Annotated in this window: 16 protein-coding genes and 4 tRNA genes; 10 read left to right on the top strand and 10 right to left on the bottom strand. The window is 73.6% G+C overall.

What is annotated here, in order from left to right; genetic code table 11:
- Positions 1 to 4: 4 nt before the first annotated feature.
- Positions 5 to 1,195 carry an ROK family transcriptional regulator gene (locus tag D1350_RS01065; protein WP_164544983.1) on the bottom strand — a complete coding sequence of 397 codons (1,191 nt, stop codon included), beginning with the start codon at positions 1,193 to 1,195 and terminating at the stop codon, positions 5 to 7.
- Positions 1,192 to 2,181 (bottom strand): aldo/keto reductase, encoded by a 990-nt coding sequence (locus D1350_RS01060; protein WP_125773004.1) that lies wholly within the window; start codon positions 2,179 to 2,181, stop codon positions 1,192 to 1,194. The genes D1350_RS01065 and D1350_RS01060 overlap by 4 nt, the downstream gene beginning before the upstream one ends.
- A 121-nt stretch (positions 2,182 to 2,302) precedes the next feature.
- Between D1350_RS01060 and D1350_RS01055 the strand changes: the two genes are divergently transcribed.
- Complete coding sequence (locus D1350_RS01055; protein WP_125773002.1) at positions 2,303 to 2,860, top strand: MarR family winged helix-turn-helix transcriptional regulator; 558 nt, start codon at positions 2,303 to 2,305, stop codon at positions 2,858 to 2,860.
- Between the two features lie 12 nt (positions 2,861 to 2,872).
- Here D1350_RS01055 and D1350_RS01050 read toward each other — a convergent pair whose 3' ends face one another.
- The 3 genes from D1350_RS01050 to D1350_RS01040 all read right to left on the bottom strand — a co-directional run bounded on the left by D1350_RS01050 (position 2,873) and on the right by D1350_RS01040 (position 5,636).
- Positions 2,873 to 3,622 carry a tyrosine-protein phosphatase gene (locus D1350_RS01050; protein WP_125773000.1) on the bottom strand — a complete coding sequence of 250 codons (750 nt, stop codon included), beginning with the start codon at positions 3,620 to 3,622 and terminating at the stop codon, positions 2,873 to 2,875.
- Complete coding sequence (msrB, locus tag D1350_RS01045) at positions 3,612 to 4,010, bottom strand: peptide-methionine (R)-S-oxide reductase MsrB (protein ID WP_125772998.1); 399 nt, start codon at positions 4,008 to 4,010, stop codon at positions 3,612 to 3,614. The genes D1350_RS01050 and msrB overlap by 11 nt, the downstream gene beginning before the upstream one ends.
- Positions 4,011 to 4,148: 138 nt before the next feature.
- Positions 4,149 to 5,636, bottom strand: coding sequence for a DEAD/DEAH box helicase (locus D1350_RS01040; RefSeq protein ID WP_170180903.1), 1,488 nt, complete (start codon positions 5,634 to 5,636; stop codon positions 4,149 to 4,151).
- A 193-nt stretch (positions 5,637 to 5,829) separates the two neighbouring features.
- Between D1350_RS01040 and D1350_RS01035 the strand changes: the two genes are divergently transcribed.
- Positions 5,830 to 6,627, top strand: a complete 798-nt coding sequence (locus D1350_RS01035; protein WP_420807788.1) for a M50 family metallopeptidase — start codon at positions 5,830 to 5,832, stop codon at positions 6,625 to 6,627.
- A 98-nt stretch (positions 6,628 to 6,725) separates the two neighbouring features.
- On the opposite strand, the gene D1350_RS01030 is transcribed toward D1350_RS01035, so the two are convergent.
- Positions 6,726 to 7,010, bottom strand: coding sequence for an iron-sulfur cluster biosynthesis family protein (locus tag D1350_RS01030; RefSeq protein ID WP_125772994.1), 285 nt, complete (start codon positions 7,008 to 7,010; stop codon positions 6,726 to 6,728).
- Positions 7,011 to 7,357: 347 nt separating this feature from the next.
- Between D1350_RS01030 and D1350_RS01025 the strand changes: the two genes are divergently transcribed.
- Positions 7,358 to 7,430, top strand: a tRNA-Lys gene (locus tag D1350_RS01025).
- A 209-nt stretch (positions 7,431 to 7,639) separates the two neighbouring features.
- On the top strand, positions 7,640 to 9,067 hold the full coding sequence (locus D1350_RS01020; RefSeq protein ID WP_206074377.1) for an alpha/beta hydrolase domain-containing protein: 1,428 nt from the start codon (positions 7,640 to 7,642) through the stop codon (positions 9,065 to 9,067).
- 12 nt (positions 9,068 to 9,079) lie between these two features.
- Here the strand turns inward: D1350_RS01020 and D1350_RS01015 are convergent, their stop codons facing one another.
- Positions 9,080 to 9,583 (bottom strand): hypothetical protein, encoded by a 504-nt coding sequence (locus tag D1350_RS01015; protein WP_125772992.1) that lies wholly within the window; start codon positions 9,581 to 9,583, stop codon positions 9,080 to 9,082.
- 115 nt (positions 9,584 to 9,698) lie between these two features.
- Here D1350_RS01015 and D1350_RS01010 point away from each other — a divergent pair, with 115 nt between their 5' ends.
- Together D1350_RS01010 and D1350_RS01005 are read left to right on the top strand one after the other, a co-directional pair.
- The gene (locus D1350_RS01010; protein ID WP_240643797.1) at positions 9,699 to 10,511 is read left to right on the top strand and encodes a glycerophosphodiester phosphodiesterase; all 813 of its coding nucleotides are present in this window, start codon (positions 9,699 to 9,701) and stop codon (positions 10,509 to 10,511) included.
- A gap of 213 nt (positions 10,512 to 10,724) precedes the next feature.
- Positions 10,725 to 11,612, top strand: a complete 888-nt coding sequence (locus D1350_RS01005) for a glycerophosphodiester phosphodiesterase (RefSeq protein ID WP_276313690.1) — start codon at positions 10,725 to 10,727, stop codon at positions 11,610 to 11,612.
- On the opposite strand, the gene D1350_RS01000 is transcribed toward D1350_RS01005, so the two are convergent.
- Both D1350_RS01000 and D1350_RS00995 read right to left on the bottom strand, forming a co-directional pair.
- Positions 11,560 to 12,993, bottom strand: coding sequence for a M4 family metallopeptidase (locus D1350_RS01000; RefSeq protein WP_125772988.1), 1,434 nt, complete (start codon positions 12,991 to 12,993; stop codon positions 11,560 to 11,562). The genes D1350_RS01005 and D1350_RS01000 overlap by 53 nt on opposite strands.
- Before the next feature lie 56 nt (positions 12,994 to 13,049).
- A complete protein-coding gene (locus D1350_RS00995) occupies positions 13,050 to 13,622 on the bottom strand; it encodes an antibiotic biosynthesis monooxygenase (RefSeq protein ID WP_125772986.1) in 573 nt (190 codons plus the stop codon).
- 604 nt (positions 13,623 to 14,226) lie between these two features.
- On the opposite strand from D1350_RS00995, the gene D1350_RS00990 reads away from it, so the two are divergent.
- A complete protein-coding gene (locus tag D1350_RS00990; RefSeq protein WP_125772984.1) occupies positions 14,227 to 15,537 on the top strand; it encodes a M15 family metallopeptidase in 1,311 nt (436 codons plus the stop codon).
- Between the two features lie 66 nt (positions 15,538 to 15,603).
- Here D1350_RS00990 and D1350_RS00985 read toward each other — a convergent pair whose 3' ends face one another.
- Entirely contained in the window at positions 15,604 to 15,948 is a 345-nt protein-coding gene (locus tag D1350_RS00985; RefSeq protein WP_125773906.1) for a metallopeptidase family protein, read from the bottom strand.
- An 87-nt stretch (positions 15,949 to 16,035) separates the two neighbouring features.
- On the opposite strand from D1350_RS00985, the gene D1350_RS00980 reads away from it, so the two are divergent.
- The 3 genes from D1350_RS00980 (at position 16,036) to D1350_RS00970 (ending at position 16,438) form a co-directional block, all read left to right on the top strand.
- Positions 16,036 to 16,108, top strand: a tRNA-Glu gene (locus D1350_RS00980).
- Positions 16,109 to 16,241: 133 nt separating this feature from the next.
- Positions 16,242 to 16,315, top strand: a tRNA-Asp gene (locus D1350_RS00975).
- Positions 16,316 to 16,365: 50 nt separating this feature from the next.
- Positions 16,366 to 16,438 (top strand) — tRNA-Phe (locus D1350_RS00970).
- Positions 16,439 to 16,493 lie beyond the last annotated feature (55 nt).

Genomic DNA, 16,493 nt, shown 5'->3' with positions numbered 1-16,493 from the left:
GCCCCTATCGTGCGGCGGCCTCGAGCGCGAGCGTCGCTGCCCCGATGGCTGCCGCACAGTGACCGAGGCGGTTCCCCTCCACCCGGAGCGGTTCGTCCTGCCACGGCCGGACGTGACGTTCGGTCTCCGCCCGGACCAGGTCCGCGTAGAGGTGTCCGGCGTCGGCCAGGCCGGGGCCGGTGATGACCACGCGGTCCAGGTCCAGGGTCGAGGCCACCGAGACCAGCGCGGCGGCGACGTACCGGGCGGACATGTCCAGGGCGGCTCGGCACGCGACGTCTCCTGCGACGGCCGCCCGGCAAACCCGCGCCACCTCCTTGCGCACCGCTGCGGGTTCGCCCGTCAGGTCGAGGGGGGTGCCGCCCGCGCGGGCCGCGTCGACCACGGCGGCGGCTCCCCCGAGGACCTCCAGGCAGCCGCGCGACCCGCACCAGCACAGGGGCCCGCCGGCGTCGAGCACCAGGTGACCCACCTCCCCGGCGCGGCCGGACGACCCGCGGTGCAGCTCGCCGTCGACCTGGATGCCCAGCCCGAAGCCCCGCGAGACGTACAGGCAGGCGAGCCCGGACCCGACCGGTTCGCGACGCGCCCGGAGCTCGGCGAGGGTCGCCGCGACGTGGTCGCGCTCGAGGCGGACCGCAAGGCCGACGCTCTGGGCCAGGGCCGTCGCCAGCGGAGCCCACGCCTCGACTGCGCGGAGTCCGGGCCGCGCTGTCTGCGCGGCATACCGGCCCGGGACCGCGACGCCGAGTCCGGACACGTCGCCGACGAGCAGCTCCTGTCCGTCGAGAAGCTCGCGCACCTCCTGAGCCATGCGGGCGGAGGACCGGGCGACCACCGCCTCCGGCGGGCCGAGGCCTGCCCCGGGCGTCTCGACGCTGGCCACGACCTCGCCGCGCAGGTTGACCAGCACGTACCGGAGGCGTTCCGCGTCGACCGAGAGCCCTGCGGCATGCCGCGCGCGCGAGCTGACCCCGAGAAGGGTCCGCCGCTTGCCGCCGGTCCGCCCGCCCTGTCCCACCTCCACCAGCAGGCCGGCATCGAGGAGGCGCGCGACCACGCGCGAGATGGAGGCGCCGGTGAGCCCGGACCGTTCGGCGAGCTCCACCCTGCTGATCGCGCCGGCACCTCGGACGAGGTCCAGGACCGCGCGCTCGGTGTCCGCCGCCGATCGGGACCGCAGCGTCGTACTCACGGGGCCGAGCTCTCGAAGGGTGCGTCCAGCCAGTGGTCCTCGGCCGGGAGCAGGCCGGCGAGCTCCTCCCAGAGGTCGGCCGGCAGTTCGGCGCGCGCCGACGCCAGGGTCTGCGCCACCCGCTCCGGCCGCGAGATGCCGACGATCGTCGAGGTGACCCGCGGGTCCCGCAGCGAGAACTGCAGTGCGGCGGTGGCCAGGTCCGTCCCGTAGCGGGCACACGCCTCCCGCATGGCCGCGACGGAATCGAGGACGGCCGACGGCGCGTCCCGGTACCCGTACCGCCCGGCGGCAGCGGCGCGCGGGTCCTGCGCCAGGATGCCGCCGCCGTACACCGCGGCGTTCAGCACACCCATGCCACGTTCGGCCGCCGTCGCGAGCAGCCCGCGGGCCGACCGGTCCACGAGCGTCCACCGGTTGTGGACGAGGAGCACGTCGAAGACGCCGAGGTCGAGGTACCGGGCCATCTCCTGGACCGGCCCTCCTGCCAGCCCGATGCTCGTCACGTCGCCGGACTCCCGGAGCGCGACCAGCGCCTCCACGGCGCCGCCCGGTGCCGCGACGTCCTCGAACGGGAAGCTCTCCGGATCATGGAGGTGCACCAGAGGCAGCACGTCCAGGCCGAGCCGCTCGCGGCTCTCGTCGACCGACCGGCGCACGCGGTCCCCCGAGTAGTCGCGCCCGTCGGGGTCCACCTTGGTGGCCACGATCAGGTCGCCCGGGAGCGAGCCGTGCTCGTCGCGGTAGGCCGCGAGCGCCGCACCGACCCGTCGTTCGCTCTCGCCCTCGGAGTACCCGTTCGACGTGTCGATGAATCGGATCTCGCTGTCGAGGACGGCGCGGACCGTCGCGGCAGCGCGTTCGCCCGGGGTGTCGTAGCCGAAGACTCCCGGCATGGATCCGAGCGGGCCGCCGCCCGCGCACACCGCCGAGACAGAGAGACCTGTGCTGCCCAGGGGGCGCATCCAGCTGGTGCCGTCGTTCATCGTCGAACCGCTTTCTTCGGAGTCGGGTGGGGCTATATCTTACAATCAGTAAGTAAGTTGGTTCTCAATTGGGCGCCCGTCATGTGGGAATCCGCACCGGCTACCCGCCATCATGGGACGCATGCTCTCCACAGCCGACGAACCGACGGACGCCGCCGAGCGCTCTGCCGCACCCAACGGCGGCACCGACGCCACCCCGGCCGCCATCCTGCCCGACGGGGCGCCTGACCCGGTGGTGCCCTTCGTCGAGCTCGAACGTGAGCTACGCCTGGTGATCCGCAAGGCACAGTCGGCGGGTGCCGGCATCGCCAAGCGCGTCCACCCGGAGCTCGAGGCCAGCGCCTACCCGCTCCTCGCTCACATCGCGCAGTTCCCCGGGACGCGCGGCTCCGACCTCGCGACGTTCTTCGGGGTGGGCCGGGCGACCGTCTCCCGCCAGCTCAGCAGGCTCGCCGCCCTCGGCCTGGTGCACCGCGAGGTGGACCCCGAGGACAGCCGCGGTCAGCGGATCACGCTGACCCCCGACGGCGAGGCGCGTTTCGAGCGTGCCCGTGCCAGCCGGATCGTCCTCTTCGAGAGCGCCCTCGCCCACTGGAACCCGAACGACGTGGCACAGCTGGCCGAGCTGCTGCACCGCTACTCCGCGGACATCGCCGCCTGGCAGGGCTCGCACAACTAGCCCGACCGGGCGTCAGGCCACCAGCCGCGCCCGCAGCTCCGCCAGCGCTCCGGCCGACCCGCCGTGCGCGGCGAACCAGCCCTCGGCGCCGCCGTCGTACGCGTCGAGGGCGTCGAGGAACGCCTCCATCGCGTGCGCGGGCGCCGTAAAGAGCTCTGCCGCGATCTCTGCGGTCTTCGCGCTCTTGGCGGCCGGAGTGGCGAACCGGGCGGTGCGCGGGATCCGCGCCAGCACTCCCGGCATCCCGACCTCGGTCAGCACGAAGTCCGCGACGATCTCGGCACGGTCCACCCCGGCGAGAGCCAGTGCGACGGCAACCGTCACGCCGGTGCGGTCCTTGCCGGCGGTGCAGTGCACCAGGACGGGCGTCTCGCCGCGGGCGACGGTGGTCACCGCCTCGACGACCATCGACGCCGCGGGCGGTGCCAGCATCCGCAGGTACAGCTCGGTGAGCGTACGCGGCAGGCCGCGAGGCGCGCCCGTGCCGCCCTGGAGCAGCGGGAGCGACAGCACCGTCGACGCCCCGCCGAACGGGTGCGACTCCCGGCCCTCCGTGGTGTCGCGCAGGTCCAGGACCGTGCGCGGGGGCCATACCGAGGCGCCCGCGGGCGCCGTGTCGGCCGAGTGCGGGGCGTCGCTGCGCAGCAGCACGCCGGGCCTCACGCCGCGCACGGTCGTCGCGACGTCGCGAAAGTTCGCCAGGCAGGAGCCCGCGTCCCCGTGGGAGGCGAGCTCCGCCGTCGGCCCGGGCTCAGACCTCATCGAAGGTGAGGCTGACGGAGTTCATGCAGAACCGGTCGCCCGTCGGCGTCTGGGGCGCGTCGTCGAAGACGTGACCCAGGTGCGACCCGCAGCGGGCGCAGCGCACCTCGGTGCGGACCATCCCGTGGGCGCGGTCCTCGATCAGCTCCACGCGGTCGCCCGCGAGCGGGCTGTAGAAGGACGGCCAGCCGCAGTGCGAGTCGAACTTGGTCTCGGACCGGAAGAGCTCGTTCCCGCACGCCCGGCAGCGGTACACACCCTCGCGCTTCTCGTCGAGCAGCTCGCCGGTCCAGGCACGCTCCGTGCCGGCCTGCCGCAGCACCGCGTACTCCGCGGGGTCGAGCTCGGCCCGCCACTGCTCGTCGGTCTTGGACACCTCGTAGGTCATGAGAACCACCTCCGACCGTCCCAACGCACCGGCTGTGCGCACTGTTCCGGTGTGGACCGCTGAGCACGACGACGCCGCGGCGGCACCGGGAGTCCCGGTGCCGCCGCGGCGTCGTCGTGCGTGTTCTGCGGAGCCTGCTCAGCCTGCGGAGCCGCCCGCGCCCGGGCCGCGCCCGCGCCCGCCACGACGGCGGCGCGGGGTCCCGTCAGCCCTCGGAGCAGCGGCCTGCGGCGCCCGGCTTCCACCGGAGCGGCTGGGCGCGCTGCCCGACGTCGTCCCGGTCGCCCCGCGCGTTCCGCGCGAGGCTCCCTGGGCCGCCTGGCCGGAGGGCCTGCCGCCGGAACGGCCGGAGCCGCGGCCCTGCTGGCCGCCTCGACCGGAGCCCTGGCCCTGACGCTGAACCTGGACCGGCGCCTCGGGGGCCGGGGTGACGTGCGGCGCGACCGCGCCGACCAGGCCCGTGATCGTGGCGTCACCCGGACGGACGGCGAGCGGCTGGGCGGTGATGTGCGCCTTGCGGGTCAGGTCGCGCACGTCGGCGCGCTGCTCCGGGAGCATGACCGTCACGACGTCACCGGCGGAGCCGGCACGGGCCGTACGGCCCGACCGGTGCAGGTACGCCTTGTGCTCGGCCGGCGGGTCCACGTGGACCACGAGCTCGACGTCGTCGACGTGGATGCCGCGGGCCGCGATGTCCGTGGCCACGAGGACCCGGACCGAGCCCGAGCTGAACGCCTCGAGGTTGCGCTCGCGCGCGCCCTGGCCGAGGTTGCCGTGCAGGTCGACCGCCGGGATGCCCGAGGACGTGAGCTGCTTGGCGAGCTTCTTCGCCTGGTGCTTGGTGCGGGTGAAGAGGACGCGGCGGCCGGTGCCGGACGCGAGCTGGTGCACCACGTGCTTCTTCGCGTCCGCGTCGGACACGGCGAGGATGTGGTGGGTCATCTGGGGCGGCGGGGCCGCGGCGTCGTCCACCGAGTGCGTCACCGGCGCGTGCAGGTAGCGCTTGACGAGGACGTCCACGCCGTTGTCCAGCGTGGCCGAGAACAGCAGGCGCTGCGACCGGGCCGGGGTGCGGTCCATGATGCGCTTCACGCCGGGGAGGAAGCCGAGGTCGGCCATGTGGTCGGCCTCGTCGAGCACGGTGATCTCGATGCCGTCCAGCGACAGGAGCCGCTGGTTCAGCAGGTCCTCGAGACGGCCCGGGCACGCGATGACGACGTCGACGCCACTCTTCAGCGCGGTGACCTGACGCGACTGCGCCACGCCGCCGAAGATCGTGGTGGTGCGGAGACCGAGCTCCTGCGCCAGCGGCGACATGGCGGCGTCGATCTGGTTGGCCAGCTCACGCGTCGGGCACAGCACCAGGGCGCGGGGGCGGCCCGGCGACCGGCGGGGCTGCCCGGCGGCAGCGGCCCGGGCCACGGACGTGGCGAGGCGCGTGATCAGCGGGAGCGAGAACGCCAGGGTCTTGCCGGAACCCGTGCGGCCGCGTCCGAGGACGTCCTTGCCGGCGAGGGAGTCGGGCAGCGAGGCCGTCTGGATGGGGAAGGGAGTGGTGATACCGCGGTCGGTCAGTGCACGCACCACGGGCGCGGGCAGGCCGAAGTCAGAAAAGGATGTGGTCACAGTGGTGGCCTCTCGGGGCTCGTGACGGCGCGCCCTGCGGGTACGCCTGGTCGGGGTCCGCCGTAAACGATCGGGGATCTCCACGACGCCGGGCGCGCGGTGCGCAGCCCTCGGTGGCCCAGTCTCTCATGGTCAGGGGCCCATCGGGCGCAAGGTGCTGACCGTCACAGTCGGCTGTGGTTCGATGGCCCGCATGACTTCGGCTGCCAGCCCGACGAACGTCCAGACCGGCGTGACCGAGACCGCTGACGGATTTGCCGGCGGTCTCGCGTCCGTGGGCGACGTGCTCGCCACCATCTGGACGAGCGCGACCACGTCCGTGCCCGCACCCCAGCAGACGGTGGTCCTGGCCATGGCCGGGATCGCCCTCGTGGTGGTGCTGCTCTCTCCTGTGTGGCGCATGACCCGCCACGTCATCACGATCGCCCACGAGGGCGCCCACGCCTTCGGCGCGCTCGTCACCGGGCGGCGCCTCGAGGGCATCCGCCTGCACTCCGACACGTCAGGGCTCACCGTCTCGCGCGGACGGCCGCGCGGGCCCGGCATGGTGGCCACCGCGTTCGCCGGGTACGTGGGGCCCGGCCTCATCGGCCTCGGGGCGGCATGGCTGCTGCGCCAGGGCTACGCCGTCGGCCTGCTGTGGCTGCTCGTCCTCCTGCTGGCGCTCCTGCTCCTGCAGATCCGGAACTGGTTCGGCCTCTGGTCGATCCTCGTCTCGGGGACCGCGCTGGTCTTCGTCTCATGGGTCCTGGAACCGCACGTGCAGAGCGCCGTCGCGTACGCCGTGACGTGGTTCCTGCTCCTCGGGGCCGTCCGGCCCGTGCTGGAGCTGCAGACGCAGCGCGCCCGCGGTCAGGCGCGCACGTCCGACGCCGACCAGCTCGCCCGCCTCACCGCCGTGCCCGGGCTGCTGTGGGTGGGTCTGTTCCTCGTCGTGACGGTCGGGTCGCTGCTGCTCGGCGGCGCCTGGATCCTCGGGGTCGCGCTGTAGTCGCTCCTGTTGCGGGGGCGTCTCCGGACGCGACGGCGGGCCGCCTCGAGGAGGCGACCCGCCGTCGTCGTACGTCCGGCGCCGGAGCGCCGGTGAGCTCAGGCCTGCTGAGGTGTGAGCACGAAGCCCGGACCCTGTGCGGCCGGGTCGGCGTCGAGCGTGAGGGCGTCCAGCGCCGGGGCGGCTTCCGCCTCGACGAACACGTGGGTAGCACCCGAGTCCACAACCTGGTCGTTCGGCTGCGGAGCCGGCACGAGCGCGAGCTCGAAATTGCCCGGCTGGTCGGCGGCCTGCGCGATGCGCAGCCCACCCTCGGCCGGAACGCCGGCCTGCTGGGCGAGATCCTGCACGGCCGTACGGGCGTTGTCGGTCACGGTGAGCACGAGCGGCTCCTCTCGTTGGTTTCCGTGGACCCGTCCACCGAACCAACTCCGGGGCCGTGTCGCAAGCATGAGACGCAATCTGGCCGATATCTCTCGGTGGGTGGGACAGCGCATGACAGCGGCCGCGGGGCGGGCTTAGGGTGCCCCGCCGGTCGCGTCTTGTGGCGTTTGGCCCCGCTCGCCCGTGATCGGCAGTTCGTCGGATGATCGGCAGCCCGGGTTGCCGATCATCCGAACTGCCGATCGCGCTCCGACCGCGCTCCGACCGCCCGAGGTGCGGACGATCCCCGGAACCCTTCCGTGCCGCGTAGGCTGGGGCGTCGTCGCACCGGGGATGCCCGGCGTGCGGGCCTCTAGCTCAATTGGCAGAGCTGCGGACTTTTAATCCGTAGGTTCCGGGTTCGAGCCCCGGGGGGCCCACCTTCACACCACCGCGGACAGCCACGCTGCGCCCACGACCAGGCGATCGTGCCGCGAATCAGGCCCGATACGGTGCACGATCGCCTGGTCGCGGCGGTCCCCACCGCGGACCCCGGTGATCCTGCCGATGCGGCCACCACCCGAACCCCGTTTGGCTGCAAGGACACCGATGCGCGGCCTCGACGACGACGCCGCGGGAAGGAGTCCTCATGCTCCACCTCCGTCCGCCCGCAGTCCCGTCCGCAGTCCGCCGCCGCCTTGCGGCGGGCCTGGGGATCGCCCTCGCAGCGAGCCTCCTCGCCGCCGCCCCAGCAGCCTCGACCCCCGCAGCCTCGACCCCGGCAGCCGTCACCCCGGCCCGCGCCGCGAGCGCCAGCACCCACGACACCCCCATCGTCGTCGGCCCGCTACCCGGCACCGCTCCCGGCGATCCCCTCTCGCCCGACCTGGCCGACACCTACCCCTTTTTCTCCACCGACGACGACCTGGCGGCCGCCGGGTACGTCGAGGAGGAGTTCGTCCTCTCAGGCCGGGCCGACGCCTGGGCCCCCGACGGCACGCGCCTCACCCAGGACGTCCCGTACTCGACGCGGATCGTGGTGCGGCGGCCTGCGAAGCCGCGCCACAGCAACGGCGTCGTGCTCATGGAGTGGCAGAACGTGACCGCGGGGTACGACCTGGACGCGCTGTGGAACACCGAGCAGCTCACGCGCGACGGCTACACGTGGGTCGGGGTGTCGGCGCAGCGCGTCGGCGTCGAGCACCTGCGCCGGTGGAGCCCGGCCCGCTACGGGGCGCTCGACGTCACCGGCGGGGGTGCCTTCAGCGCGGACGAGCTGTCGTACGAGATCTTCGCGGACGCCGCCCGGGCAGTCGACGGGCGTGCGGTCCCCGCCGTCCCCGCGGAGACCGTCCTCGCCATCGGCGCCTCCCAGTCCGCGGGCAGGATGGTCGTCTACTACGACCGGATCCTCCCGCAGACGGACCCGGTGTTCGACGGCTATGCGTTCGTCGTCGGCAACGCGCCCACCCGGGCGGGCGACGAGCCGGTCTTCCACCTGCAGTCGGAGACGGACGTGCGCCTCTTCCCGTCCACGCGGCCCGACGACGCCGGCTACCGCCGCTGGGAGGTCGCGGGCGCCGCCCACTCGGGCTGGGCCGGGCAGGAGTACCGCCGGTCGATCTCGGAGCGCGACCTGGGCGGCGCCACCGAGTACACGTGCACGGCCCCGCCGTTCAGCCGGGTACCGATGCACCACGTCACCACGCGGGCCTACGGGCACCTGGCCGCGTGGGTCGACGGCGTCGAGCCGCCGCACGCGCCGCCCATCGAGATGTCCGGCGGTCAGGTGGTCCGCGACGGCCTCGGGCACGCCGTGGGCGGGATCCGCCTCTCGCAGGTGAGCGTGCCGACGTCGGTCGACACCGGCGTGAACTCCGGGGCGTCGTTCTGCCTGCTGTTCGGCAGCCACCGGCCGCTCACCGCGGAGGAGCTGGACAGCCGGTACCGGAACCACGGCGCGTACGTGGCACGGGTCGCGCGCGCCGGGGCAGCGAACGTCACGGCCGGCTTCGTCGACCCGCGCGATGCCCTCGCCGACACCGTGGCGGCCGCGCGGTCCGACGTCGGGGGCTGAGGACCGCCGCGATCATGAGCAGAGCGCCGTGTACTCCTTGAGTCCGTCCGTGGCGGAGCCGATGTCGAGCTGGATGTCGCCTCCGTCCATGGCGTCGAGGCTCTCCTGGACCTGGAGGAAGGGCACGCGGATCTTCTGGAGCGGCTCCTGGAACTCGGCAGGAACCCGGTTCTCGAGCCGGCCGAGCCGCAGCCCGAGCGCGTGCATCCGGTCGGCGTTGCCCGAGCCCAGGCCGTCCTTGCTCACGTCGAGCAGGGCGGACGCCACCTCGTCGTCGAGCTGCTCCTCGCCGGAGACGAACATCGCGGCGCACGCCTGGGTGGCGTCCATCGGCCCGTCGGTGGCCTCGTCGGCCGGCTCGCCCGAGGCGCTCGCGCTGCCCGACGGCGTCGCGCTCGCCCCGGCCTCCGGCCCGCCCTCTGCGGTGCACCCGGCGAGCAGGAGGGCCAGCGCGAGGCCGGATGTGACGACGGCGGCAGGGCCGCGGGCGGCGGCCCGACGAGAGCGCAGGATCATGCGGAAATGAAACCATCCTGGGCTGGGAATCTGGAATCGCGCGTCCAGCCCGCCGGCCGTGACAGGCTGGGCCCGGGCCTGTCCCGGCCCGTCGGCGACGACCTGGAGTGCCCCTGTGACGACCCTTCTCCCGGCCCCCCTCACCCCCGCCGACCCGGTTGCCGGCCCGCGCCGTCGGCCGGTGGTCGTCGCGCACCGCGGCAACTCGTCGCTGGCCCCGCAGAACACGGTCGCGGCGCTCGACGCCGCGTGGCGGGCGGGCGCCGGCGCGATCGAGATCGACGTCCAGCTCAGCGCTGACGGTGTCGTCGTGGTGATCCACGACGACACCGTCGACTCCACCACCGACGGCAGCGGGGCCGTCGCGGACCTGACCCTGGCCGAGCTGCGCGCGCTCGACGCCGGTTCGTGGTTCTCGTCGCACCACGCCGGCGAACGCATCCCGACGCTGAGCGAGGTCCTCGCCTTTGTCGCGGCCCACCCCGGCACGGACCTGCTCCTCGAGCTCAAGGACGCCTGGACCGTCCCCGAGGCGGCGCTGGTCACCACCGCCGTCGACGAGGCCGGGCTCGCGGACCGTGTCGTGGTGCAGAGCTTCTGGCCGGACACCGTGGCGGCGCTGCGCGACGCCGCACCGCACCTGCCACGAGGGCTCCTCGTGTCCGAGGAGCATCCCGAGGCCGTCGCGCTCGCCGGGGACCTGGGGGTGGTGTGCTGCAACCCGTCGGTCGCGATGGCGACCGACCCGGACGCCGACCTCGTCGCCCGGCTCCACGCCCAGGGCCTGCGCGTCATGGTGTGGACGGCGGACGAGCCCGAGGAGTGGGCGGCCCTCCTCGGGACCGACGGCGGCACCGGCGTCGACGCGATCATCACCGACCGGCCGGACCGCCTCGCGGGATGGCTGGCAGGCCGGCTCGGCGGCTGACCGCGACGTGAACTCCGCCGGAACTCTCGCGGAACACCGCGGCAAACGCTAGGAAGGCCGACGACCGAGACCTAGCGTGAGGGCGACAACCGCACCCACGGAGCCCCCGCCATGGCCGCCTCACCAGCACCCGCCCTCGCCCCCACGCATCCGGCCACCGCCCCTCGGACCCCGCAGAGGAGCCGCCGCCCGCGCCTCGGCTGGCTCGCTCTGGTGACAAGTCATCGCGCGCACGCCCGGGCGGGGCGGCACGCGACCGGTCTGCCGCCCCTGACCGCCCCGCGAACGACCCGGCTCCTGTCACCGGCCGCCACCCCGGCCGTCGTCGCGCACCGTGGGAACTCGTCGGTGGCCCCGCAGAACACGCTCGCCGCCCTCGAGGCCGCGTGCCGCGCGGGCGCCGACGCCGTGGAGATCGACGTGCGGCTCAGCGCCGACGGCGTGCCGCTCGTGCTGCACGACGACTCCGTCGACGCGACCACCGACGGCACCGGCCTGGTCGCCGCGCTGAGCGCGGAGCGCCTCCGGGAGCTGGACGCCGGCGCCTGGTTCTCGCCGGCGTTCGCGGGCCAGCGCGTGCCGACGTTCGACGACGTCCTCGCGCTCCTTGCCCGCCACCCCCGCACCGACCTGCTGCTCGAGCTCAAGGACACCTGGCCGCCCGACGCCGTCCGATCGCTCACCGAGGCCATCGTTGCCGCGGGCTTCGCGGAGCGCGTCCTGGTGCAGAGCTTCTGGCCGGACACGGTCGCGGCCCTCCGCGACGCCGCGCCGCACCTCCCGCGCGGGCTCCTGGTCGCCTACGAGCCGGGAGGGCTCCTCGCCGTGTGCGCGGGGCTGGGCGTGGTGGCGTGCAACCCGTCGGCCCGCATGGTCGCGACCGACCCGGGCCTCGTCGCCCGCCTCCAGGCGGCCGGGCTGCGCGTCATGGTGTGGACGGAGAACGACCCGGCCGCCTGGGCGGCCCTGTGCGGAGCGGGGGGCGGCCCGGCCGTGGACGCCATCATCACCGACCGGCCCGACCACCTGGCGGGCTGGCTCGCCGGCGTCAGGACTGCTCGAACAGCACCAGCTCCGCGAGCCGGTGCAGGTCCGGGGTGACGTGCTGCTCGGGCACGTCGGCCCGCTCCCCGTCGCACAGGAACGTGTAGAGGAAGGCGTCGGGGTGCGAGGGCTCGCCGCCGAGATCGTGCGCCACCGCGCGGAAGTTGATCCGGTGCACCAGCACGCGGACCTCGGGCGTCCGGGGGTCGCCGTCGTCGTCGAGGTAGAGCACCCCCTCGAGCGTGATCCCCGTGATACCTCCCGACCGCCGTACCACCACAGCGCCGCGCTCCGCCTCGGCGCCGGGCTCCAGCGGCACGCCCGTCCCCGCACCCGGCTCGACCTCGCCGCCCGGGGCGGCCCCGCCGTCGTCGGGCACCTCGACACCCACGCCCGACCAGGCCTCCCGCACCGCGTCCGCGTGCTCCCCGGCCGCCGCGACGGTGGCCGCCGCGAAGGCGGCGAAGTCGGCGCGCGGACCCACCTGCCCGAGGGCCTCGATCCAGATCCGGCCGGCGCCCTCGGCCGACGACCCGCCGACGGCCGTCGCCGCGAGGTGGAACGCGCGGTTGGGGATGCCCGAGTTGATGTGGACGCCGCCGTTGTCGCGGTCGGTCTCGACGTAGCGGTCCATGTGGTCGGGCTGGGGGTCGCGCCCCAGCGCGGGGTCGTCGTAGGCCGTGCCCGGGTTGGCCATGTCGCGGAGGGCACGGGCGTCGATCTCGGGCCGGAACAGGCCCTCGCCGATCAGCCAGTCGCCCTCCTCGGCCGTCTGCCCGAGGACCCGCTGCTTGAGGCAGGCGCCGACGACGTCGGACATCGACTCGTTCAGCGCGCCCGGCTGGCCCTGGTAGACCAGCCCGGCCAGGTGCTCGGTGACGGCGTGGCCCAGCTCGTGCGCGAGCACGTCGACCGGCTTGGTGAAGCGCTCGAAGACGCGGCCGTCCCCGTCGCCGAACACGAGCTGCTTCCCGTCCCAGAACGCGTTGTCGTAGTTGCGCCCGTAGTGCACCGTCGCCAGCACGCGCGCGCCGGCGTCGTCGTACGACGACCGCCCGAACACCTCGGTCAGCATCGCGAGCGTGGCCTCCACGCCTGCCCAGGCCTCGTCGACGGAGACGTCGCCGGACTCGTCCGCGTCCGTCTCGTCCCGCACGGCCCGCCCGGGCAGGCGGGTCTGGTTGTCGGCGTCGTGCACGGTCCATCGCTGCCCGACGTCGTCCGCCCCGCCTTCCGCGGTCTCCTCGCCGAGAGCCTGGGGCCGGGGTCCTGGCCCCGCCTCGAGCGCCTGAGCGCGCGACGAGCGGAAGGTGGCGTCGAGAGCGAGCGTGCGGCGGCTGTCGTCGGCGACCTGGGGCTCGACGAGCAGCCCCTGGTTCGCAGCCTGTGTGATCTGCTCGAGGAGGTAGGGCGGCACGATTCCGTGGCGACGGCTCATATCCACCTATCTACCACCACTCCGGACACAGGGCGAGGGCTGGATGGCGCGTCGCGTCAGCGGCGTGGCGCGTGCAGCCAGCCGTGGATCCGGCGCGTGACCCAGGGCAGCACCCAGTAGGCCATCACCGGCGTGAGCACCAAGGTGGAGATCAGGACCCGGAGCGCGAGGTCCCAGTCCTCCCAGCCGGGGACGAACCGCGTCGCCAGCAGGGTGAAGACCAGGTTCACGGGGAAGAAGCCGAGCCAGATGCCCGTCGCCTGCTTCCACCGGGGCGGAACCTCCGTACCCGCTGCCGTCGGCTCGTCGGTGCGGGTGGGCGCATCGAACCAGCCCTCGATCCCGGTCCGCCGTTCGGTCCGGCGCTCCTCGACCAGGCCCTGGCCCTCCGCCAGCCAGCCGCGACGCTCCGCGGAACCCTCCCAGGCCTCGAGCCGCTGCTCGTCGGCGAAGCGGTAGAGCATGTACCAGTCGCTCGACCCCTCTGCGGCGCGGATCCACCCCGAGCCGAGAAACCCGTCCCAGCGGTTGGCGAGCTGGACGCCCGTCTGCACCCAGGCCGTCACCTCGGGCACGCGGTCGGGGCTCACGACGCGGTGGATCGACACGGTGACGGGCTGGTGGCTCATGCTTGCAGTGAACGACGCGCCGGCCGCGAGAGCCTCCCGAGGGCGGTGGCGCGGGACTCCCGATCTCAGGATGCGGACCAGCTGCGGCTGTGGGAGCGTTCCTATTGGACGGTCGTTCAACTCGTGCAACTCCGTCCCTTCTTCACTTCGGCGGCACAGCACCTCCCCGGTCCCCGTGGAGAACCCTGGCGAAAACGGTTGAGGTCCGACCAGTTTCCCTGTGCACCATGGAGAGTCGCCGCTGCAGGCAGCCCGGTCCCGGCCTATCGCCCCCGAGCCCTCGGCGCACGAGCCATGGCCCCCGTTCCCCCGCGGGTGCGCGCTGTGGCCGGACAAGCACCGGAGCACACGACACCGTCCCCCCGAGGGGTACACCCCTCACGATGTCGCATGCCTTCACGGGCCGTTGACCGGTGCACGAACGGAAGACACGCGTGACCTTGCACAACCTCGGCATCGCCGTCGGAACCGCTGCCCCCCAGCGCCCGGAGGTCCCTTGATGGGGCGGCTCACCGCGAGGACCCGGCTCCACCTGAGCCCTGTCCGCCGCGGGAGCGTCGCTCCCCAGCAGGAAACCCACAACCACCACCTCGGCCGTCGGTCCATGCTCGCCGTCGCAGCGGCACTGACGACGATGGCACTGACCACCACGGCAGCGGCCAGCCTCGGCGCGGCCGCCCCGGAGCAGCAGGCCTCGGCCGGCACGCCCCTCGCCGCCACCACGCCGGCCGCCACCCCAGCGGCGACGGCGGCACCGCTGAGCCCTGAGGTCGCCAAGGCGGTACAGCAGGCCACCGGCACGCTCCACCACGCCCACAACATCACCAGCCAGCTGGCCGTCGCGGAGGCGGAGCGGGTCAAGATCGCCGAGGCGGCGACCGCGCTGCACCAGCTCGTGACAGACACGACGGCGGCTCCGGCGGCAACGCCTGCCGCCAAGGCGGAGGCCGAGGCCCCGACCGACCGCACGACGGGCACCGCGTCCCGCGCCTCGGAGCGCGAGCCGCTGCCCGCCCAGGCCCTGGCTGACGGCGCCGCAGCACTCCCGGCCGAGGCCGCAGGTGCAGCTCCGGCCGCGGCTGCAACGCCGGGGAAGGCCCAGGGGGACGCCGCGCTGTCCGACCTCGCCACGGCGATCCTCGTCGACAACCCCCTCGTCGACTCGCTGACCGTCCCGGCAGAGACCGACCTGGAGCCCCAGCCGGTGCTCGGCCCGCAGGCGGCAGAGCCGGCGACGTCGGAAGAGGCTGAGGCCGCTCCCGCTGAGGCGACCGAGGCGACGTCGGGCGCGGCCGAGGCGGCCGCACAGACCGTCGTCACCATCCAGGAGGCGACAGCCGCGCTGCAGAGCCTCCTCGCTGCGGCCCCGTCCGCAGCGGTCACCGTGGTCCCGGCGCCGCCGACGCCGGAGGAGATCGCGGCCAAGCAGGCAGCCGTCGCCGCAGCCGCCGCGGCGAAGCAGGCGGCACTGGCCCGGGCCGAGGCGGCACGCCTCGCCCAGCTCGCCGCGGCGACCGCCGGGTACCCGAACGGTCAGATCCCGGGGAACCTCCTGTGCGGCCTGTCGTTCGCCGGCGGCGAGCAGCTCCGCTGCGACGCCACCGCTCAGCTCGAGAAGCTGAACATCGCCTTCAAGGCCCGGTTCGGACGCGACCTGGCCGTGAACGACACGTACCGCTCGTACGCCTCGCAGGTGGCCACCAAGGCCTCCAAGGGGTACCTGGCCGCCGTGCCGGGGACGTCGAACCACGGGCTCGGTGTCGCCATCGACCTCTCGGGCGGCGTGCAGAGCTTCGGCACCGCCGAGTACGGCTGGATGCGTGCGAACGCCCCGTCATTCGGGTGGAACAACCCGGACTGGGCTCGCCCCGGGGGCAACAAGCCCGAGGCGTGGCACTGGGAGTTCGGCGGCTGACGTTTCCGCCACAGGAGAGGCCGAGGTGGGTTCGTCACCTCGGCCTCTCCGCGTGCCCCTCGCGGCTCAGGCCCAGCCGAGCTCGTGGAGACGGTCGTCGTCGATCCCGAAGTGGTGGGCGATCTCATGGATGACGGTGACGGCGACCTCCTCCACCACTTCCTCCCGCGTCTCGCAGACGGCGAGCGTGGGGTTCCGGAAGATGGTGATGCGGTCCGGCAGGGAGCCTGCCGCCCAGCCCAGGTCCCGCTCCGTCAGCGGCACCCCCTCGTACAGGCCGAGCAGGTGCGGGTCGTCCTCCGGCGCGTCGTCCTCCACGAGGACCACCACGTTGTCCATCTGGGCGGCCAGGTCCTCCGGGACCAGGTCGAGGCCGTCGCCGACGGCCTGCTCGAACTCCTCGCGCGTCATCTCCACCACCGGACCATCATCCCGGACGGCGCCGTGCGCCGGGTCCTCTTGGTGTACCCGGAGGGCCTGTAGACTTCTCGCGTCCCAGCCCCCATCGTCTAGCGGCCTAGGACCCCGCCCTTTCACGGCGGTAGCACGGGTTCGAATCCCGTTGGGGGTACGCTGGTCCCGTTGGAAGCCGCTCCTGAGGAGCCCGTCCACGCAGGTCAGGAGCCGATTTCAGGTTCTGGCGCCTCGTGGGTTAGGATTCTCACGGTTCACAGCGAGACCCCCGGACGCGGGTAAACGTTCAAGGCCCTGTAGCGCAGTTGGTTAGCGCGCCGCCCTGTCACGGCGGAGGTCGCGGGTTCAAGTCCCGTCAGGGTCGCGCGAGAAGCGCCCGGTACGTCCATCAGGACGACCGGGCATTCGCGTCAGGGCTCTGTAGCTCAGTTGGTAGAGCGTTCGACTGAAAATCGAAAGGTCACCGGATCGACGCCGGTCGGAGCCACAACAAAATACGGCGGAATCCCGCCAGTTTGCGAAGGGCCGCACCTCCTTACGAG

It is taken from the genome of Antribacter gilvus, from assembly GCF_003946865.1.
Lineage (GTDB): Bacteria > Actinomycetota > Actinomycetes > Actinomycetales > Cellulomonadaceae > Antribacter > Antribacter gilvus.
The sequence above is the reverse complement of the archived record's forward strand: the minus strand, read 5'-3'. Positions and strand labels throughout refer to the sequence as shown.